Annotated in this window: 16 protein-coding genes and 2 pseudogenes; 10 read left to right on the forward strand and 8 right to left on the reverse strand. The window is 37.4% G+C overall.

Features of this window, described 5'->3' with window-relative positions; translation table 11 throughout:
* The 3 genes from F8S12_RS33270 to F8S12_RS33280 form a co-directional block, all read left to right on the forward strand.
* Nucleotides 1–556 (forward strand): aminotransferase class I/II-fold pyridoxal phosphate-dependent enzyme (locus F8S12_RS33270; RefSeq protein ID WP_196520534.1); only part of this gene is annotated, 556 nt, incomplete at its 5' end.
* A 483-nt stretch (nucleotides 557–1,039) separates the two neighbouring features.
* A complete protein-coding gene (locus F8S12_RS33275) occupies nucleotides 1,040–2,104 on the forward strand; it encodes an NF038130 family PEP-CTERM protein (protein ID WP_230968447.1) in 1,065 nt (354 codons plus the stop codon).
* Nucleotides 2,105–2,756: 652 nt separating this feature from the next.
* A complete protein-coding gene (locus tag F8S12_RS33280) occupies nucleotides 2,757–3,179 on the forward strand; it encodes a response regulator (protein WP_196520535.1) in 423 nt (140 codons plus the stop codon).
* 21 nt (nucleotides 3,180–3,200) lie between these two features.
* On the opposite strand, the gene F8S12_RS33285 is transcribed toward F8S12_RS33280, so the two are convergent.
* A complete protein-coding gene (locus tag F8S12_RS33285; RefSeq protein WP_196520536.1) occupies nucleotides 3,201–3,380 on the reverse strand; it encodes a hypothetical protein in 180 nt (59 codons plus the stop codon).
* Nucleotides 3,381–3,896: 516 nt separating this feature from the next.
* Here F8S12_RS33285 and uvrC point away from each other — a divergent pair.
* Nucleotides 3,897–5,774 (forward strand): excinuclease ABC subunit UvrC, encoded by a 1,878-nt coding sequence (gene uvrC / locus F8S12_RS33290; RefSeq protein ID WP_196520537.1) that lies wholly within the window; start codon nucleotides 3,897–3,899, stop codon nucleotides 5,772–5,774.
* 155 nt (nucleotides 5,775–5,929) lie between these two features.
* On the opposite strand, the gene F8S12_RS33295 is transcribed toward uvrC, so the two are convergent.
* The 4 genes from F8S12_RS33295 to F8S12_RS41850 form a co-directional block, all read right to left on the reverse strand.
* On the reverse strand, nucleotides 5,930–6,289 hold the full coding sequence (locus F8S12_RS33295; protein WP_196520538.1) for a Rieske (2Fe-2S) protein: 360 nt from the start codon (nucleotides 6,287–6,289) through the stop codon (nucleotides 5,930–5,932).
* Nucleotides 6,290–6,356: 67 nt separating this feature from the next.
* Nucleotides 6,357–6,905, reverse strand: coding sequence for a 2'-5' RNA ligase family protein (locus F8S12_RS33300; protein ID WP_196520539.1), 549 nt, complete (start codon nucleotides 6,903–6,905; stop codon nucleotides 6,357–6,359).
* Between the two features lie 117 nt (nucleotides 6,906–7,022).
* Nucleotides 7,023–8,303 (reverse strand): proton extrusion protein PcxA, encoded by a 1,281-nt coding sequence (locus F8S12_RS33305; protein ID WP_196520540.1) that lies wholly within the window; start codon nucleotides 8,301–8,303, stop codon nucleotides 7,023–7,025.
* Between the two features lie 977 nt (nucleotides 8,304–9,280).
* Nucleotides 9,281–9,406: a hypothetical protein gene (locus tag F8S12_RS41850; protein WP_269144868.1), complete on the reverse strand. Its 126-nt coding sequence runs from the start codon at nucleotides 9,404–9,406 to the stop codon at nucleotides 9,281–9,283.
* A gap of 128 nt (nucleotides 9,407–9,534) precedes the next feature.
* Here F8S12_RS41850 and F8S12_RS33310 point away from each other — a divergent pair.
* Nucleotides 9,535–9,864: pseudogene (locus F8S12_RS33310) on the forward strand (DUF928 domain-containing protein); the annotation flags it as partial.
* On the opposite strand, the gene patX reads toward F8S12_RS33310, so the two are convergent.
* The 3 genes from patX to F8S12_RS33325 all read right to left on the reverse strand — a co-directional run bounded on the left by patX (nucleotide 9,865) and on the right by F8S12_RS33325 (nucleotide 12,570).
* Nucleotides 9,865–10,092, reverse strand: a complete 228-nt coding sequence (gene patX / locus F8S12_RS33315; RefSeq protein WP_196520541.1) for a heterocyst-inhibiting protein PatX — start codon at nucleotides 10,090–10,092, stop codon at nucleotides 9,865–9,867.
* 107 nt (nucleotides 10,093–10,199) lie between these two features.
* Entirely contained in the window at nucleotides 10,200–12,023 is a 1,824-nt protein-coding gene (locus tag F8S12_RS33320) for an FAD-dependent oxidoreductase (protein WP_196520542.1), read from the reverse strand.
* A gap of 211 nt (nucleotides 12,024–12,234) precedes the next feature.
* Nucleotides 12,235–12,570, reverse strand: coding sequence for a hypothetical protein (locus tag F8S12_RS33325; protein ID WP_196520543.1), 336 nt, complete (start codon nucleotides 12,568–12,570; stop codon nucleotides 12,235–12,237).
* A 313-nt stretch (nucleotides 12,571–12,883) separates the two neighbouring features.
* Here F8S12_RS33325 and F8S12_RS33330 point away from each other — a divergent pair, with 313 nt between their 5' ends.
* The 5 genes and pseudogenes from F8S12_RS33330 to F8S12_RS33350 all read left to right on the forward strand — a co-directional run.
* Nucleotides 12,884–16,357, forward strand: a complete 3,474-nt coding sequence (locus tag F8S12_RS33330; protein ID WP_196520544.1) for an RNA-directed DNA polymerase — start codon at nucleotides 12,884–12,886, stop codon at nucleotides 16,355–16,357.
* A 17-nt stretch (nucleotides 16,358–16,374) separates the two neighbouring features.
* The gene (locus F8S12_RS33335) at nucleotides 16,375–18,831 is read left to right on the forward strand and encodes a 3'-5' exonuclease (protein ID WP_196520545.1); all 2,457 of its coding nucleotides are present in this window, start codon (nucleotides 16,375–16,377) and stop codon (nucleotides 18,829–18,831) included.
* A gap of 187 nt (nucleotides 18,832–19,018) precedes the next feature.
* Nucleotides 19,019–19,483, forward strand: coding sequence for a helix-turn-helix domain-containing protein (locus F8S12_RS33340; protein ID WP_196520546.1), 465 nt, complete (start codon nucleotides 19,019–19,021; stop codon nucleotides 19,481–19,483).
* 19 nt (nucleotides 19,484–19,502) lie between these two features.
* Nucleotides 19,503–19,829 carry a hypothetical protein gene (locus F8S12_RS33345; protein ID WP_196520547.1) on the forward strand — a complete coding sequence of 109 codons (327 nt, stop codon included), beginning with the start codon at nucleotides 19,503–19,505 and terminating at the stop codon, nucleotides 19,827–19,829.
* Nucleotides 19,830–19,834: 5 nt separating this feature from the next.
* A pseudogene (locus F8S12_RS33350) lies at nucleotides 19,835–20,048 on the forward strand (DUF6444 domain-containing protein); the annotation flags it as partial.

Raw genomic sequence — 20,048 nt, forward strand, 5'->3', positions numbered from 1 at the left:
CAATCCAAAATCCAAAATTCAAAATCCAAAATCCTTAGTCCCTTCAATTTTGCAAGCTGATCCAGAGAAAAGCGTCTCGATTGAATTTTTCACCCTTTCCAAGTCCTACAATATGGGCGGCTTCCGCATTGGTTACGCCATCGGTAATGCCGAATTAATCAACGCCTTACGCCAGGTAAAAGCAGCTGTTGATTTTAATCAGTATCGGGGAATTTTGAACGGTGCGATCGCAGCCCTAACCGGGCCTCAATCTGGGGTAAAATCTACTGTTGCTACTTTCCAGCAGCGCCGTGATGCTTTCATCACTGCTTTACACCGCATTGGCTGGAAAGTTCCCACTCCCAAAGCCACAATGTACATCTGGGCAAAATTGCCCTCACCTTGGAGTCAAAACTCCATAGAATTTTGTACCCAGCTAGTCAAACAAACTGGTGTAGCTGCTTCCCCAGGTGCGGGTTTTGGCAAATCTGGAGAAGGGTATGTCCGCTTTGCCTTGGTGCATGAACCACCTTTGTTAGAAACTGCTGTGGAAAGAATTGCCCAGTTCCTTCATTAAATTTCTTCTCAAGCTGAATATCAAAGATTTTTTACAGGAACACGTGGTGGAGGCGCACAGATATTATTGATGTCAACTTAACGTCAAAGCCAGTATAAAACCCGCTTTTAGAGATTGTCTCGTTCCTAGTCAGAGACTATGAATGCCTAGTAGGAGGGCTGCCGCCTTCCTGACTCGCCGCAGCAGCTCAATGAAGTGTATTTCCAAAAAGAGGCTGGAGACGAGGTTTTAAAGGAGTTTTAGCTGAAGTTAACACCAATGCTCAACTGTGCGCTCCTGCAAAAGACCGTATTATACTGAAATCGAAATTATTGCCACGTGTTTTTTACAACCAATGCAATTTTACTAAATATGTAATTAGACGGATAAAAATCTCGAAACATTCTTCATCTTTTTACTGATAATCAGCAGGAACTTTACCCAATTAGGTCTCCCCGTTTCTTAAACTGGGTTTGTACGCTCAGCTACCAAAGATGGCGAATAATGCAAGTCGCGCTTAAAAACCGCCATATTGGCAAAAAGCCTGTAGTCAAGCCAGCCAAGCCTAGAAACGGCAGTAGTTTAAAACTTAGCTTCCAAACTGACAGAGACTTTAAAAAAATGAAAATGACTTTTCAGAAACTTGTAATTGGTGCCTCAATAGCTATTGGCGTGAGCGCTCTTGCCACTGTACCAGCACAAGCTGGAACCCTTACTGGTGCTAGTATCGGTGGAACAGCAGCAAGTGATTACTTAGTCTATGATGTCCAAGGTAACAGTACCAAGCTCGTGGGCAATACTTCCACAAATGTACAAAAAGTCCTAGATGGAAACGCTGGGAATCCTACTGGAAACGTAGAGTTACGAGCTAGCAGTGAAAAAGTGGGTTTTGATTTCACAAAAAACACCACCTTGACAGGGCAAATTGGTGGCAAAAGTATTACTTTGAGCAGTCTAACAGAAACAGATTGGTTTAGTACTGGGTCAGGATTAAGTACAAGCTATGGTGCACAGAACTTTGCAAATACTTGGTTTAGCCAATTTTATAATGCAGCTGGTCTAATAACTAAAGAATCTGCAATTAAATCGGCATTAGGACTACCAAATTCTACCCCTAACACCATTATCCGCCAGCAAGCCTTTAATACATTTTTCAACATCGGTGGTTTCAAACGCTCCAGCGACCCTAATGTGTCTTACGTTAATCAAAATGACATCAGTGGCGAAATCAAAATTGGGTTAGCCGGTCACTTAAATTTAAAAGATTACTATGCTCCTCTGTTAGGAACTTTGGGTACTTTTCTAAAAGATGGGTTCCAAGCTAGTGAAGTTGTTAAAGTTACCTACAATGACAAGACTGATTTGCTTTACAGCTTTTCTGCTACAGCAAGTGGACTAACTAACAGTTCGGGGCTAGGTGCTGATGGAAAGTCTCACAGTGGTAATTATGAAGTTATCATCAAAGGTGTACCTCCTACAGTAGTCCCAGAACCATCAGTAATCCTTGGTCTGGTGGGTGTGGCTGGTGTGTTTGCTATGCAACGTAAATTTAAAAAAGCATCTATTTAAGATTGCGGGTTCAAAACTACAAATAAGTAAGGGAGCTAGTTGGCTCTCTTTTTTTATGAATATTTCCTCCCAGCTATAAAATGATTAAATCTTTTAAATTAAACTTTTTTAGAAACTTTGCAACAAATGAATGGGTTGTAATAGCATACATCTGTATGCCCTTAGCAACATGTTTGTAACATGGACTTGGTGAAATGGTATTACTTACTATCATATCCAGATGAAAACTGTTATGTTAAGGGCAATTACTTTAGCTTCAGTATTAATTAAGTAGTTTTACGGGTAAATTTAGACGATTAAATTTTTAAAAGCAGCATATTTAAAAATACAAAATGTAAAAAGATTATAAAGAAAAGCTTAGTTTTTGATTTAAATTATTTTTAAAGATACTATTATTAAGTATTGAAGTGCAAATATAGCGTTTTCTAATCACATGAGTTACATCGTAGCCCCCGACTCGCTTGCGGGTAGGGGGTTGGGGGTGGGGTTTTTGTACCTCACTCAACCGAGAACCGCTATAAATTTAATTTATTAATATCTTGGAATAGATTACATAAGTCAAGTTTCTATTATCTTCACCATTTAAATATATTACCGTATTAGTTTATGGTAATAATTGTTGGCTTTTACTTGAGATAATTAATATATAGCAATGACACCACAATTAATCAATATAGATCAGCCATTGCGGTCACACAAAGTTAGACGAATTTTGCTAGTTGAAGACCATTATCTCAATCGGATGTTACTGAGTGACTATCTAATTTACTGTGGTTACGATGTCCAAAGCTTATCAGAAGGCTCTACTTTTTTCTCAACTATAGAGAGGTTCGAGCCAGATTTAATGTTATTAGACTTGAAATTGCCAGATATTGACGGTTATTCGCTCTTAAAACAAGTCCAGCAAAAACCTGATTTGTCAAAAATACCTATCATTGTGGTTTCAGCTTTTGCTTTTAAAGCAGATCAAGAACTAGCTCTTAGTTTGGGCGCATGTTGCTATTTTGTTAAACCTTTAAAACTCAAGGATCTTATCCTAACAATTGAAGAACAGTTTACTTATCGCTACAGATAAACCTTTATACTGGGCGTGTAATTATTCCGCTTTTTCGTGATCGATGAACTCTTCCACGCGCTCACTAAGATTTTGTACGGAACTGCCAATTTTTGAAATTTTATGTTGTGCTTGCGCTAACAATAAAACTGCTGTTTGCAAATCATTCAGCGTTTCAGCCATTGCCTCACGGTACTGGGTTTCAAACTCTTGCAAATTCATAGTTTAGCTCTTATCTGAAATTATTGTAATAGTTATATTCTTAATAATAATCATAAATTTAACTTACTAAATCCGTTAATTCGCTTAATATTATAAGTTCAATCAAAAATGTAACCCCTTACTATTATTGAATAATTTATCTTAGATTTATATAAGCAATGTTAAAGATATTATTGATTTTAATAATATAGATATAAAGTTGGCTAAATCAAGACACTAGAAATAACTTTATTGCTAAATATGAAATTACAAATAATAAAATCTAATCAATTTTAAAATGTTAACTATGGATTCAAAAAGCAAAGTTTTTATTCTGACAGTAGCAGCCGACAACTAAAGTTGCGGCTACACAAACTAGGTCTGCTCCCAAGTCTGAGCGGAGATTTACTTGGCTCAAACTTGTCTCTATGTAGACTAAAAGCGTACTTACTTGATATTTACTTAATAAATACTCTGTTAAATCGGCACGAAAAAATAATTTTTCTTAAAATAGAGAAAGATTACTTAACTTTGGTTGTGACAATATCTACTCAAATATTACCACTGGTTAAAGAACCAGAACGACTGGAAAACCGTCTAGCCGAAATTCCACCGGAACCGGGGGTTTATTTCATGCGCGACAGGAGCGATCGCATTATATATATAGGTAAATCACGTAAGTTGCGATCGCGTGTCCGTTCCTATTTCCGGGATGGCTACAACAAGAGTGAACGCATCGCCACGATGGTCAAGTTGGTGACAGAAATTGAATTCATTGTCACCGATACTGAAGCCGAAGCCCTAGCGCTAGAAGCCAATTTGATCAAGCAGCACCAGCCATACTTTAACGTGCTGCTCAAAGATGATAAAAAATATCCCTATCTCTGCATTACTTGGTCAGAAAACTATCCTCGGATTTTTATTACCCGTAAACGCCAATTCGGCAAAGAAAAGGATAAATTTTACGGGCCTTATACTGATGCTGGGCTATTGCGAGAAATTGTCCGCCTGTGCAAGCGGATCTTTCCACAGCGACAACGGCCTCAACCACTTTTTAAAGACCGTCCTTGCTTGAATTATGATTTAGGGCGTTGTCCAGGTGTCTGTCAAAAAATGATTTCACCAGAAGAATATCGCAAAATTGTCCAAAAGGTGGCGATGGTCTTCCAAGGTCGAACTCAGGAACTAATTGATATTTTGACCCAACAGATGAACGCAGCATCTGAGGACTTGAATTTTGAGTCGGCGGCGCGAATTCGGGATCAAATTTCTGGGTTAAAGTCGCTGACAGCCGATCAAAAAGTGTCTTTACCAGATGATACAGTTTCGCGGGATGCGATCGCACTGGCAGCCGACGAACAGCACGCCTGCATTCAACTATTCCAGATTCGGGCTGGCCAATTGGTAGGACGTTTGGCCTTTGTGGCGGATGCTCACGCAGAACCAGGAGCTATTTTACAACGAGCTTTGGAGGAACATTACCAAACTGCCGACTCTGTGGAAATACCCATAGAGATTTTGGTACAGCATGAGTTACCCGATGGGGAGATATTGGCGGATGTCTTAACTCAACGTAAAGGCAAAAAAGTGACAATTTTGACTCCTTTGCGGCAAACTAAGGCAGAATTAATTGAGATGGTAGAGCGAAATGCCCAGTATGAATTGCAAAGAATGCAGAAATTAGGCGATCGCAACCATCAAGCAATGCAAGATTTAGCCGCCATTCTCGATTTACCAGATGTACCCCACCGCATCGAAGGTTATGACATTTCCCATATTCAAGGGTCAAATGCTGTAGCTTCGCAAGTTGTGTTTATTGATGGTTTACCAGCTAAACAGCACTATCGCCACTACAAAATCAAAAATCCCACGGTGACAGCAGGACACTCAGATGATTTTGCCAGTCTTGCTGAAGTTATCCAGCGTCGGTTTCGCAAATATGGCGAAGATCCACAGTTGTCACGTTTAGGTAATCCTGACTGGCCTGACTTAATTATGATTGACGGTGGTAAAGGTCAGTTATCATCAGTTATCGCCATCTTGCAAGAGATGAATTTATTAGAAGACTTGCGAGTTGTGAGTTTAGCAAAGCAGCGAGAAGAGATTTTTTTACCGGGAGAATCTAAACCCTTGACAACTGATGCAGAACAACCAGGGGTACAGCTATTGCGCCGACTGCGGGATGAAGCGCATCGGTTTGCAGTGACTTTCCATCGTCAGCAGCGCAGTGATAAATTGAAGCGATCGCGTTTAGATGAAATTCCTGGCTTAGGACACCATCGACAAAAACAGTTATTAGGACATTTTCGCTCAGTTGACTATATTCGGCAAGCAACACCCACACAACTAGGTGAGGTTCCAGGAATCGGGCCGCGTTTAGCTCAAGAAATTTACGATTATTTTCATCCCTCTTGATATGGGGGAAAACCAGATGACAGTTCCCTGGCTGTAAATCGCAAAGTTTTTCTCAAGGGCGATCGCCAATTGGTTTATCCCAGCCTACGGGTTAAGATAGTTCAGCAAAAACAGTCAACAGTTATCAGTGAAGGCTGATAACTGATAACTGATTGTTATTCCTCTTGCAGATCAATCCAGATACTACCTTCTTCCACACGAGTAGGAAAAACTGGCAGTGTTTTTTCTTGGGAAACCAACGATAGTACCTTACCTACACCAGGTGGCCAGGAACACCAGTCTTTTACCTCACCAGTACGCAGATCAAAAGCACTGCGATGGAAGGAACAAACAATTGCCCCACTTTCAGTAATTTTTGCACTTTTCAAGGGCAATTTTAAGTGAGGACAGGCGTTATCTACAGCATAAAGCTGATTTTCGTGATTTAAAAGCAAAATTTTCCGGTTGCCAACTTTTACCACTTGTCGCGCACCTGGGGAAAGTGCTTCGACTGCAAGAACTTTAGTCCAGCTCATTAGATTCTCCTTTCCTAATAGATGATCTGCTTTCAGTTTCCCGTAATTGTGACCAGTGCGATCGCCTTTAGCTAGTGCTTAGTAAAGTAAACTCCGATTTTACATTCCAGCGTCTACCGTCGTGAATAAGCAGCGCTAATTTCTCACCACTAAACTCAAAATGCAACTGGCGCTGTTTAAATTCGGGCCAAGCAGCTTTAAAATTTTGCTTGGTTAAATCCCGAAACGCAACAGTCAAATGGGGCGCAAAAGGGCGGGTTTTAGAAACTTCGTCAATAATTCCTAAGTTACTTTCTACATAAGCCATTAAATCAGCTTGCAATGTCAAAAGTTCTTGACTTGTGATGACATTAATGTAAATTACACGGGGAGCGAAGGCATCAAACCCACTGAGTGTAATTGGTACTGCTTTTTGTTTACTAGCAAACTCCTTCAACGATTCTTCTATTGGTTGTACGTCTACATCTACCCATTCAAAGGGCGGTTGCAAGGTAATATGAGGCGGAGAATTTTGAGCGCCGCAACTAGCATAATTATCAGCCAAGTACTGCTTAATCTCGTTGGCGTAATCCTGAATGTCTTGCGGTGGTAAGAGGGCAATGAAAAAACGGCTCATTCCATTTTAGATTTGGGATTTTAGATTTGGGATTATAAAATTATTACTGTTGAATATTGAATACCAATAAAACTTTATGCTAGTCGCACTCCCGGAAATTTTGTGAATTAAAAAATCTCACTCATTCATGGTTTTAAGAGTTGCGAGAGCTGAAGGGGAAATGCGACTGAGATAGCGGAATATCCAATATTTCACAATAGTATCCAAAATCACTGGAAATGTTGCAATGAACAGGAAAATAAAGCTGTGATTTGGAGCGATACCTAGATGCTCTGCGAATCCTTCCAGAAGCACTTCCCAGCCGTGGGGTGAGTGAAATCCTACAAATATATCGGTACACAAAATGATGATAAAAGCCTTAGCACTGTCGCTGAGACCATATACAATCTCATCCATAAACGACTTCAAAATCGCAATTTCTCTTCTACTCACCAATAGTATTAAAATAAAAGCACCTAGCGCTAGTAAATCGGCAAAAACATTGCTGATAGCACGATTACTTTTGTGCCAATATTCTTTAGCTATTTCAGCAGCCTTCTGTTTTACACGCTCTTCAATTACTTCTTCTGACAGCCGAGGAGCAAGATTTATTATATTATCAAATTTGAGTTCTTCTTCAAAGCCTTGTAAATCTTTTAAAGCGGACTCTTTCATTTCCGAATGAAGGAAAAGTTGCGGCACATTTTCAACTCTTATACGGTCAACTATTGGACTTATTAATAAGTTTTTCGATAACAGTTGAATCAATAGCGGAACCAGAATCAATATGAGTACAAACCTCGCAGAAGTTGTTGTATTGGCTCTCGAAATACGAAATTTTCTAATAACTTCTTGTTCTTTATTTGAACTTAAGTCATTTTTGATTTTATTAATCGTTCTCCCAATTGTTCTAGGTAGTACTCCTGTTTTATTATTAATAGTTTCTACGGGAGCTGTATCTATGGTCGAATATATTTGAATGTTAGCTTGCCTCGACTTATTGTTTACAGGTTCCGAAAGTGGGACTAAATTTTGCGAAGTATTATCTTCTGCTGCATTTTCATATCTATCTAATACTTCATCCACTAACTTTAGCTTCGCTAAATGATTAGCATTTAGATTACCAAAGACGAAAGTACTAGCTTTGAATTCTAGCACTCTCAGTTTAACAATATTCAATTTTTTATTTAAATCTGTTTGCAGGCATGAGGTTACTGAAGCAGTATGATTTATCGATTCTGTGGAAATTTTACTGCCATTAAAGTATTCATTTTCAATGTCTTTAATCTTTAACACAGCTTGATAGGCTTGCTCAAGAGAGCGATCTGATGTTCTTAAAAAGTGTTGATTGGCAGAGCGCAAAGAATTTGTGAACTTTGTAACTAATCGACTTGTTTTATTTGAAAAGCTAGAAGACATAAAAAAACTCCAGTTTACATATTTGCCATCTACACTCAAATTTTGTGTATAGAAAAAAGTCACATTTTTACAACGTTGCAATGCTATGTTGCACAAGGCACTGAAATTGTACTCTCAACTTAATGTATAACGCTGATTGGATAATTTTTTATCCTTATCACCTTAGCCAAAAGCTTTTTTAAGCAGATGGATATAAAGTAAACCATATTCAGAAAAATATTTCAAATAAGTATTTCTAATATCTAAGTAGATCGGCGTAAAAATTTGTCGTTCCTATAAGCCAGAAGGTATAATTAAAAAGGATTTTGACCTAGTTCATCTTTCTTTATATAATTTGATTTTATGTGTCAATTTATTCTAACTTGTGAGTGTTTTAGTTAAGTGAAGGTAAACAATAGTTTAATAAAACAAAATATATTTTGATTAAGTGCAAGTTTTCAATCAGCAACATAGCAATCCTAAATGAGTCATGAACACTTGTTATTGCACTGGTTGCTATGCTTTGAAAAGGCAGGTCTTTAGTTAGCAAAAAATTAAGAATAGCGGTTCTCATTCGCATGAGGTACACGAAAAACTTTATCTAGCAAGAGATTTAGTTGTAACAGTGTACCTCATCAACATAGGAAACGTTATATGCAAAATTAATTACACACACAGCTTTAAAGAAAAGGTAAAATGAAGTTAGACGAGAGTAGAGTAAAAGTCAGAAATGTTGAATACTGATATAAAACTTTACATATAAATTTAAGACCAACAATAAAAAAATATTAAACATAACGTTATTTCTTGAAACTAGAGAAAAATCGACGATTGAAAAAGTCAACAGTTATAATTTTTTTGGTTGCATGCATACTTATGCTGAACTGAATTTCATTAAAATTTTCTGGCGATTTATGAAGTATGAGTAGATAGAAATAGATGCCTATGGCAGTTGGAGAAGTTTAGTAAATTATGTATACATTCCACAGCCTGTTATGTCAGATATAGATTGCTGAGTAATTATTGAAACGAACGACGATTTTCTGCGGCGACTCCCGTGGCATTTGTGCGCGATCGCAGATTTGCAGATTCAGCAAGTGATCGTCATGCGATAATTTATACATGATAGGGTTGCCCAAGAATTTTTCAGGCAGTTTCCGAGCGCTTTTCCGGGGATCAATCTTTGTATGCTGCGGTTCGGGAGGCACGAAAAAGACTGGACGAGTCTCCCACCTTCTAGTTTTATGTTCCGTACACGCTCACACCCAACTATTCAGTTGAGTTTGTCCCGAAAGACAATCAAGACAATACTGTCTACACAAATAAGGTGGGAGGCAAGGGAACCCCATCGGGTGTCGTCAGTCTGCGCCTACCATCAACCGTATTATTGAAAGCTGGCAAGGATTATAATTACTACTTCCTCGTTTATTGCGATGTTCAAAACCAGGATAAATTTGTCTACGTCAACGGTTTAGTTCGACGAGTGAAACGCCCTGCTCTGGAGAAACAATTAGTGTTAATACAACATCCTATTTTCTGGGACTTTGGTTCCCTTGCTAAAAGAGGCATTACTCTACAGTAGTTAGACAGCAGCATAGATATTTCCGAATTTTTGCGTCACTTCTCTGCGCCCACTACCTCGATGACGTGGCGTATCATCTGTATTTTGCTCAGATTTTGCCGAGAGCAACTGTTGCGAGGCAGGCGTGGAAAGCAGCCCATCGGATAAGTGATTGACCATTGCTTGACAGTTAGAAGCTAAGGGGCCGAACACCAGACTCGATACTAAAAATGAAATGGCAGCACGCATAACAGATGTCTATTTTGGAACTCTCCACTTCACTAATACTTAGCTTTTTGACGAATATCCGGATAATTCGTCAAAAAGTATTGTACTTTACTGAAAATAAACTAGTCTTATCCTTCGTTTAAATGTTCGACTAATAACCAATTACTGAAGTGATTCTGACGACCCCACACTGTAACCAATTGTTCGTGTTGATAAGCACGTAATTGCTGGTCAATATGCGATCGCAAAGTTACAAGCTGCCAATTTTGCCCTTGATATCCAGTTGGTGAGGTAATAGTGAATCTGTATTCTTGCTGATCTAAGCGGTAGAAAATGCCTTTGAAACAGTCACTTTCCCGGATTAAGTCCTTGTCAAAAGTAGAGTTATCGGATTTATCCTCCGATGGGCAAGGACAATCACCACTAACTGGATAGGCTTGTGGGTTATCTAAGTAATACAGTTGCCAGTCTAGCCAATCCGAATGATTGGGTGGTAAATTGAAAAAAGGAATGATTGCTGCCTTGGCACTTTTGTCTTGCAATAAAGCCGTTTGCAGCGCCCTGATAGGTAAATCCCTCGGCTGGCAGTTTAACTCAACACACATCGCTGCTGCCATTCCCGCCGCTTGACCAATGCCCATAACCACAGGTTGCAATCTGGTAGCCCCATTGGCAATGTGGGAGACAGAAATATTCTTTTCACACGCCAAAAAACCATCTATTGCGGCTGGAATTAAACAACTGTAGGGAATTGTAAAGGGAGTTCCAGTCCAGCGTCCTCCCCAACGGATAGATTTAGGTTGCAGTGGGAATTGAACACCAGGATAATGATGGTCATTGGCGTAATTACCAATAGCGATCGCTTCTCTACAAGAGGCTTCTCTACGAGAGGCTCCGCCAACGCCAAGGGCGAACGCATCATTAAATATAGATGCAACTCTACCTTCGGCAACTGGCAAAATATCCTGCTCTCGGACAGTAGTCAATCCCACTAAGCGGCGGCTTTCCCGGTAGTAGGGATGCAGTGCAAAAGCTGTAGGCGTGTGAGGAAATACTTTTTTTGCTAAACCATAGCGACGACCAAGCTGATTTTGGATAAAACGGGCAAAATTTTGGCTATGAGAGCGGGATTCTTGGATAAATTCACCTCTGGATAGCTCTGACTCTATCAACCGCCCTACTCCTTCGCCGTAGTCATTGCCACAGATTGGCCAGTTAATCATAAATCGGCTACCAGGCAAACGTCCATAATTCAAAAATGTCTCTGCTCCATAGCCATCCCAAGCACCTGTAAACTGGGATGGGTTATCATTAGGGGCAGCTGGAATTTCTGGAGCCACGGCTTTACCAAAGTCTTGCATAATCACTACATAAGTGGGCGCTTGCACTGGATATTTCTCTGTCAGAGAGTTAAAAGTCGTTGGCGCGCTGGGTTCTCCCCACTCAGATTGCAATTCCCAGCCCCAACGGTAAGGTATCTCAGCTAAAGCTAATAAATCTCCTAATTCTGTGCCATCAAGAATAATCTTGGCTGTGACAGCAAAATCAGCAAAGCGGACACCAGTAATCAAATCATCTTGGCGATAAACTTCTATTGGCACTTCCCCAGAAATCCAGTGCAGATTTGGCAATTCCTGCACCCAGTCTGCAAAAATCTCTGCCCCAATGCGGGGATCGTAACTAAAAAAGCTTACCCAGCTGTTATCTAATCCTCCGGGCTGTCGTTGTCGCAATTCGTGCAAAAACGCACCCCATAACCCCGTTTGAAACGCTTCTAATTCGTTGCCATCGGGTACAGATACCCCAGCCGAAGTTAGCATTCCCCCTAACCAAGGAAATTCACTCACCAGAATGGTTTTGGCTCCCCGTCGCGCCGCTTGGATAGCAGCCGCAGTCCCTCCCGTTCCACCGCCGACGACTAAGACATCAGCTGTGTATGTCTGATTAAGCATTTCTCACCTCTCTGGAATATACCCAGTTAGGCTACATCAGACAAGGTAGTTTTAATATCGGTTGCCAAAGAAAGGTATAAGTAACTTTCTTTTTGGGCATCTCAACGTATAAAATAATATATATTTAAATTTATAGTTAAGGCGGGCAAGATGCCCACCCCACAAGAGTTTGCACAACTCCCAATGTGCAAGTTAAATGTCCGAAAGCTTGTTATGCTACTGACAGATGTTTGAACGGACGATCTCGATCTCTTAATTGTTGATCTAACTCCTCTTTGTAAGCCTCAAGTTGCAAAGTTGTCATTGCTTTGAGAACGCGCTGATTACCAGAGGGAATTCCAAGCTGTGCAAGTAATCGCATAATCTCTTGCATTAAATAGCCACGTCTCTCATCATCTCGTAGTTCCTGAATTTGTTGGTTTTCTGCTTTTAGGAAAAGAAACCCAGTTTCCAGAAATTTAGTTCCTTCAGTCAGAGAATCACCACGGGAGGCAACTGTCTTTAGTAACTCAACTACCGATGAGCTATTATTAGATATGGTTCTCATTTTTAGTGACTCCTAAATTATTTAGGTGGATTTGAGGGGTTAATTTTTACGAACGATTGAATTGAAACAAATAAATAGCCTGTCCCAAAAGCAATTGGGAAAGGTTAACCAAATCAAAAGGCATTCCAATGGCGTTGGAGTGCCTTCTTTTTATTATACTAAAACTATCTAGCCCGTTAAGTCAAGTAAGTCGGCAAATTATTAAGAAATGTAACTTAAATTGCTACATTTTCTAGAAAATATATTATTACTATGATATAAACAAGGAAAAGCTGAGTTTATCATCAGCTAATACATAGGAAAGCAGACAAAAATGATACATAAAGAAGATTTCGATCAACGTCTAAAGCAGTTGGACTGGACGCTTTACAGACTAGCCAAAGAATTTGCGGAATATCGAGCTGTAGGAGGAGATATTTCCCCCGCTTCGCGTTATCACAGTTCTATTAGTAAAGCAATAGAAAGTCCTGGTAAATCTAGACTAGAAACTATTGAAGATATAGTTCAGGTTCTCAACGGAGAGCTAACTATTTTATGGGAAGCGGAAAAAATAGTTACTATTCGACTAGAAGATGAAACCTTAGAAGCTTTAAAACAGAGAGCCGAAAATGATGGAAAAAGTATTAATGAGATAGCCAAGCAACTCCTGTTACAAACACTTTCAGGACTTCCCGCGCAGAACTCGAAACAAGTTTCTAATTTAGTTATGGCTGAAGAAGCCAAAATTTATCGCTCTTTTCATCCTGTTATTGCGTCTGCTTATTCTGCTGTACATCAATGGTTGTCAGAAATTCCAGATGCAAAGGGATATAAAGAACTTGATTACTCAGAGGATATTTCAGATTCTTTAGATAAAGCAGATTTAAAAAGTACAGCATTTCAGTTTTATGCTCTATTTGCTCGTAACTACTTTGAAGTAGCGCATATTTTAGATAATGTTATTAATTCAACTAGGCTAGTCCATAGCATTAAATATAACCCACGCATTTACTTACTAGATGTTGGTTGTGCGATGGGTGCTGCTACATCTGCTTTTATTGAAAAGATTTTAACTTTGCCAAAAGAGGGAATTCAATCAAAAAGAATAGAAATTGTTTGTGTAGGTATAGAACCAAATATTTATAGCTATGCTATTTATAAAAAATTGATGCAAGAACTCCAAGAAAAGATTAAACAATTTAATATTTTTTTGGAGTTCAAGGCAATCAATGAACCTCTTTCACAAGCAACTTTGACTACAATTACTCACCTAAAAAATAAACTTAATGATAAAGATTATCCCGTGAAAGCTTTATCTAATTTTTTTGTAATGCAGCTTGATATTGCTTCAGCTATTGGTAAAGATGACCTTATCAAAAGAGAAAGAGATAAAAAACTCAAAGCTTTAGGATTAGAACCAGAAAGTGATACAGAAATAGAAAAAGAGTTTTGGCAAGATGAAGCACTTTCCTTAAAACGGTTATTAGAGGAAGTACCCATTGAAAAGTTGCATTTGATGACAGTAGGAACAAAAAACTTAGAAAAATCTCTTAAAGAAATAATTCAAGTTAGTGATATTAATGAAGGAATCAACGCTATACACAAAGCTATTGAAAACTTTATTGGTAAAGATCATAGAATTTCTGATGTTCTTGAAGGTCAACAAGCAGTTTATTTTGAAAATCCCGTTAGTAGTTATTGGCAAGATAAAAACATCTTAAATCATGCTGCTCAATTTAATGCTGTTTGTCAAACAATTAAAAATAGCGAACTTGAAGAAGACAATGAATGGAATAAATTGATAAGTTTAGAAAATATAGAATTAGCTTGGGTTAAAGCTAGAAGTAATCTATTTCATGAATCTTTTTATGACGAAATAGAAATTCGTTTATTTGAAAATAATCTTGATGAAAATTTGCAGATACTTGTTGATAACTTAGTTGACAGGTTATATTCAGATAATTTTCTGCCGTCGAATCAAGATATTGATTATAAATTTGTCAAGGGTAGAGCGAAAGGTCGTCCAAAGCAGCTAACTCGTTTAGAAGAGGAAATACTAGCTATTGCTATTCTGCAAACTATTGGACAAAAAAACGACCTTGATTTTTATTCTTATCAACTCAAATTAAAGCCAACAGAGGATTTATATGAAGATTACTTTCCTAACTATAAAAAGTTTTTAGAAGCATCAGAAAAAAGTGCTGCAAGTTATCAAGATGGTGCTGTTTTAAGAACTGACATAGAATCATATTATGTCAAAGTTAGACAAGAACAGTTAATTGATATTACTGAAAGAGAATTACAAATTAGCAGTAAACGGATTAAGTGGTTACTTAGTAAAATTCTCAAACAAAATTTGGATGGACATGAAAATGGTATAGGACTTAAACAAGGAACTTTGACATCAGGCTTTTATGCTAATTTGTATCTGAAAGCTGTTGATGATTATTTCGCTACTGAACCGCAGTGGAAACATACAATCAAGTTTCACCGTTATGTTGATGATATTATTGCAGTTGTTCCACATGGTAATTATCTCGAACCATTGGAAATAGAATTAAAAGATAAACTCAGCGAACTAGGACTGAATCTTAATAAAAATAAAACAGAATATTATGATAATATATTAGAATTTTTGCCAAGCACAGAACTAGATACTGATTTAGATGAACTAAATAAGGAGTTTAATCTAAGGCTTTATCCTTTATGGATAATGAATTATGATTACCGCACTCAATTGGAGTTAGCTAATAGTAGTCATGATGAAAAATCATGGTGGAAGCTTATCAAAATATATCAACATTGTTTGTATTCTCTGGGAATTTATGTTCCAGAAACGCGGTTGAGTCGGAAACTATATCAAAACTTAAATTCAGAAAAATTAAAGATTAAAAAGCAATTAGACTTTCCACCTTTCCCTACAGATGATAACTTTATCATTATTTGTAAATGGGGTAGTCAATTTCAAGAATTTAATCCTAAATGGATTTATTACAAAAATCAGATAAAGTCTAAGATTGTTAATCTTTTTAAAAAAAGTTTAAAAGAACTACAAGAAATTACAGCAATCATTAAAGAAAAAGCTGATTCTATTAGTGAGCAAGAAAAGCGGAAATTAAATATAAAACGAAGACAATTAGAAACTCGCATTAGAGCATCGGTAAAAAAATTACGAATTCTGGGGTTTGATGAAGTATGGCAAGAAATCGTTTTTATAATTTGCGACTTATTTGTAATCCGTGATTTACTGGATGTTATTATTGGTTTAGCTTCTCAAGGACATACAGATGCTATCAAGTATCTATGGCAACACTATAAAAATGCCGAAATATCAAGTGAAGAACCAAGTGAATATGTCCGCGCTATTTTACTTGAAGCATTTCGCTTTCTACCAATACTTGACTTAGATGACTGGCAATTAATATTTCAATCTGCAACAGCAGCTAAATCTGATATCGAAAAGCTGAAAGCTACAGAAACCTGGCTATATTTAGGACATCTTGCAAAGCCTTATGTACAGCCTCAACATCTCCAAAATGTTGTCAATGCTTTAAATAGCGTTCCTTCTCCATTTACTCGACTTAAGAAAAACTACATCTTGATTTTGGGAATGTACAATTACGACTTGCCAGATAATATTCCATTTTCAGATGAAGAAAAAAATGATTATTTAATTAAAGATGTTTTAAAACTTGCAGAATCAGGAAAAGTTTCAGAAATATTTAGAGAGATTGAACCAGCAAGAGTTAGACAATATTACAACCAGAAACAAAAATCAGTTACTAAAGATAAACAATACTCTCTGTAAAAATTATCATACTTTCTATGTCTCAAACCCAAGCAAACCGAGAACAACTAAAAATCATCAACCACATCAACGGAGCAATATTAGTACTTGCTCCAGTGGGAACTGGAAAAACCCGCGTTTTATCAGAAAGAGTTGTGAAAGCTATTAATAGCGGTATTCCTGCTCAAAAAATACTATGTCTGACTTTCACTAACCGCGCAGCTCAAGAAATGAGCGAACGGTTAGCAGAAATTTGTCCAAAGGAATTTCGCTACATCACAATCAAAACTTTTCATAGTTTATGTACTTCAATACTGCGAGTAGAAGCTCGTCAAATTGGTTTGCCAGCAGATTTTGTAGTTTACGATGATGCTGACTGTCTTGGACTAATTAAAGATGTTTTCCGTCTCACAAAAGACAAAGAAGCTCAAGATAAATTTTCTCAATTAACTGATTGTAAAGTTAAAGCTAGTCAATTGCAGCTATCTCCCAATTATCCCTTAGAGAAATTATTTGCACCTTTAGGAATAGGTGATGCAGAATTAGCTAGTCAATATCAAAGCATTCTCCAAGAACGTCATGCTCTCGATTTTGCTGACTTAATATTTTATGTTCGTTCAATACTAAACTCCTATCCTGAAATTCAACAAAGATGGAAGCAACGCTTTGACTTTATCCAAGTTGATGAAGTACAAGATACTCATCTATCTGAATATGAAATCGTCCGTTGTTTAGCTTCTCGTACTGGCAATATTGCCATGATTGGTGATTTAGACCAAACTATTTATGAGTGGAGAGGTTCTGAACCTGATAAATTTATCAGTCAATTTAAACAAGAGTTTCAACCTCAAGAATATTCTCTGACTTGGAATTACCGCGCTACTCAAACCTTACTTAATGCTGCTTCTGGTTTTGCTGACTCTTTTGAACAAAGATACACAAAAATTACCCCTGCACCTAATTGTGAGGTTGGAGAATTAATTCCAGTTTATGCAGGTAAAAATGAATTAGATGAAGCTAAATGGATTGCAACACAGATTCAAAAATTAGCTAATAATGATCCCAATTTTCTCTATAACCGTATTGCTGTTTTAACTAGAAATCATAAACGAATTGAGGTTATTACTAAAGTTTTAGAAAAGTTAAATGTTCCCTGTGTAACAGTTGAACAACATCAATTCTTTATGCGTCAGGAAGTTAAAGATACCTTGGCTTATCTACGATTAATATTAAATCCTTTTGATACAGGTTCAATGCGTCGGATGTTACTGCGTCCAAATCGAGGAATTGGTTCTGTGACTATTGAGAATGTCATCAAAGAGGGAGAAGCTTGTGGGTTTAAACTCACTGATATGGCTTCAACTCAAACTTTTATTGATGGCGACCCTTTTAGCAATTTACTAACTGCTTATAATTCTGGCACAATTGTTGTTTTTGATGTGGAAACAACTGGTTTTTCAGCGAGTCAAGATGAAGTTATTGAAATTGCTGCTTCTAAATTAGTTGCAGGGAAACTAGAAGCAGAATTTCATGCTTATATTGCCAATACTGTTCTAGTGGGAGAATCAGAACAAATACATGGTTATAGTGATGATTTTCTATCTGCAAATGGTAAACCTTCAATTGATGTTTTACAGGAATTTTTATGCTTTATTCAAGATGCTTTGTTAGTTGGGCATAATCTTGGCTTTGATATCAAGATGATAATAGCCCATGCTCAAAAAGTCGGTTTATTCACTCCAAAATTTCAATGGGCAGATACTTGGGATTTAGCTAAACGCTTTATAGAATCAGATAGCTATAGTCTTGAAACTTTGGCAACTAAGTTAAAGCTGACTCAATTACCAAGTCATCGTGCAATTGACGATACTCGCACAACGGTTGAATTGTTGGCAAATTTAATGCCTATAATTGGAATTCATGCTGATTATCGCCAAGCTTTAGTCTATCGTTATGGGCAAGAATTTGAAAATTTAGCTTATAGTATTGAAAGTTGGAAAGATGCCAGCCAAAAATTACGTCCAGCAGATTTATTAGGTAAAATTTTTGTTGAGTCTGGTTTATATGACTATTATCAGCAGGACGAACCAAAACGCCTAGAAAATATCAAACGGCTAGTAAAGATTTTTCAAGCACAGGATGATTTAGAACTTCATCCAGATACAGCACTCAGAAGTATTATTGAGTATACTGCATTAGCGAAAAACTTAGATCAAATTTCTCAGGATAATAATCAAGTCCTTGTTATCACAATTCATCAATCAAAAGGGTTAGAATTCGATACAATTTTTCTAGCAGGTATATCTGAAGATGAATTTCCTACTTATTTCAGTATGCGTGATAGTAATTTAGAAGAGGAAAAGCGTCTATTTTATGTGGCTATGACAAGGGCAAAAAAACGCTTATTTATATCGTTTTTTATGAAAGATTCTAAAAACTACTCGAAGTCTAAAAGTCAGTTTATTACTTCACTCCCTTCTGAGTATTTAGTTTAAACTATAGCAATGCAAGTTGAGTTTGGCTAAGTATACTGAGAACCAAAACTTTATCTGGTAAGATTCAGTCACTTTCGTTTTTCAAAAATAAAATAGTATTGCTATATTCTCAAACATATAATATCCAATTTTCGTTTATTGCGTTTGTGTAATACAATCAAAATAAAATACCAGGCTCACCCTCTTTATGAATACCTTCCTATCTAACCAAAATCTGCCTATTGATTCCAGCATTATTACAGAAGCCGAAGCTGAAGCCATTAAGCAACTTGAATACATACTCAATCAGGAAAATAGTCAACTGAAATTAGTCGCAGCAAACGACGAAGAAATGACTATTCCTGATTCTGTATATCATGTATTACGCCAAGTAGTGCAGGCAATGGCATCAGGTCAAAATGTATCTATAATTACACACAATCCAGAACTGACAACGCAACAAGCGGCTGATTTGTTGAATGTATCACGTCCCTATCTGATTAAATTATTAGAGCAGGGTGAGCTTCCTTACATTATGGTAGGAACTCATAGACGGGTGAAATTTGAGGATTTAAGAAAATACAAACAGCAAAGGGATATCAAACGTAGACAATTGTTACAGGAACTAATAGAAATAAGTCAAGAAGCTGGACTTTATGATTATGAAGAATAATTAAAATAGTTAAATTATTATGCCTAATGTAATCTTAGATGCTTGTGTTTTGTTTCCAATGTACCTACGAGACACCTTACTTTCTACAGTTGAGGCTGGTTTGTATGTACATTATTGGTCACAAAAAATCTTAGATGAAGCAATAGGAAATCTTATAAATAAAGGATATATGTCAGATGATGGAGCGAGAAATTTAGAAACCGTCATGAAAGCAGCTTTTCCCGAAGCCATGATTGAAGTACCCATAGAACTAGAAGAATTAATGACAAATCATCCTAAAGATCGTAACCGTTCACAGGATAAGAAACGCTACAGTCAAAAATGGGTTACTGAGGTGGTAGATTAAGAGGCATGGATGAAAACTGCCTCGCCTACGGAATTGAAATTTCCGACTCAGATTGGGAAAAGACTCCAGCCAGCATCAAACAACTGGTGGAGAAAATGGGGCAGCATATAAAGCAATCAGAAAAAAGGCTGGCGGAACTTGAGGTCAAATATCAAGAGTTATTAGAAAAAATCAATTGCACATCAAAAAATTCCAGCATTCCCCCATCGTCAGATCCAC

The sequence above is a fragment of the Nostoc sp. WHI genome, assembly GCF_015714725.1.
Taxonomy (GTDB): Bacteria; Cyanobacteriota; Cyanobacteriia; order Cyanobacteriales; family Nostocaceae; genus Nostoc.

Bases quoted from the DNA above. Each gene is read 5' to 3' on its own strand.
- F8S12_RS33275 (WP_230968447.1), top strand. From the start codon at position 1,040: ATGCAAGTCGCGCTTAAAAACCGCCATATTGGCAAAAAGCCTGTAGTC.
- F8S12_RS33280 (WP_196520535.1), top strand. From the start codon at position 2,757: ATGACACCACAATTAATCAATATAGATCAGCCATTGCGGTCACACAAA.
- F8S12_RS33285 (WP_196520536.1), bottom strand. From the start codon at position 3,380: ATGAATTTGCAAGAGTTTGAAACCCAGTACCGTGAGGCAATGGCTGAA.
- F8S12_RS33295 (WP_196520538.1), bottom strand. From the start codon at position 6,289: ATGAGCTGGACTAAAGTTCTTGCAGTCGAAGCACTTTCCCCAGGTGCG.
- F8S12_RS33300 (WP_196520539.1), bottom strand. From the start codon at position 6,905: ATGAGCCGTTTTTTCATTGCCCTCTTACCACCGCAAGACATTCAGGAT.
- F8S12_RS33305 (WP_196520540.1), bottom strand. From the start codon at position 8,303: ATGTCTTCTAGCTTTTCAAATAAAACAAGTCGATTAGTTACAAAGTTC.
- F8S12_RS41850 (WP_269144868.1), bottom strand. From the start codon at position 9,406: ATGTATAAATTATCGCATGACGATCACTTGCTGAATCTGCAAATCTGC.
- patX (WP_196520541.1), bottom strand. From the start codon at position 10,092: ATGCGTGCTGCCATTTCATTTTTAGTATCGAGTCTGGTGTTCGGCCCC.
- F8S12_RS33320 (WP_196520542.1), bottom strand. From the start codon at position 12,023: ATGCTTAATCAGACATACACAGCTGATGTCTTAGTCGTCGGCGGTGGA.
- F8S12_RS33325 (WP_196520543.1), bottom strand. From the start codon at position 12,570: ATGAGAACCATATCTAATAATAGCTCATCGGTAGTTGAGTTACTAAAG.
- F8S12_RS33330 (WP_196520544.1), top strand. From the start codon at position 12,884: ATGATACATAAAGAAGATTTCGATCAACGTCTAAAGCAGTTGGACTGG.
- F8S12_RS33335 (WP_196520545.1), top strand. From the start codon at position 16,375: ATGTCTCAAACCCAAGCAAACCGAGAACAACTAAAAATCATCAACCAC.
- F8S12_RS33340 (WP_196520546.1), top strand. From the start codon at position 19,019: ATGAATACCTTCCTATCTAACCAAAATCTGCCTATTGATTCCAGCATT.
- F8S12_RS33345 (WP_196520547.1), top strand. From the start codon at position 19,503: ATGCCTAATGTAATCTTAGATGCTTGTGTTTTGTTTCCAATGTACCTA.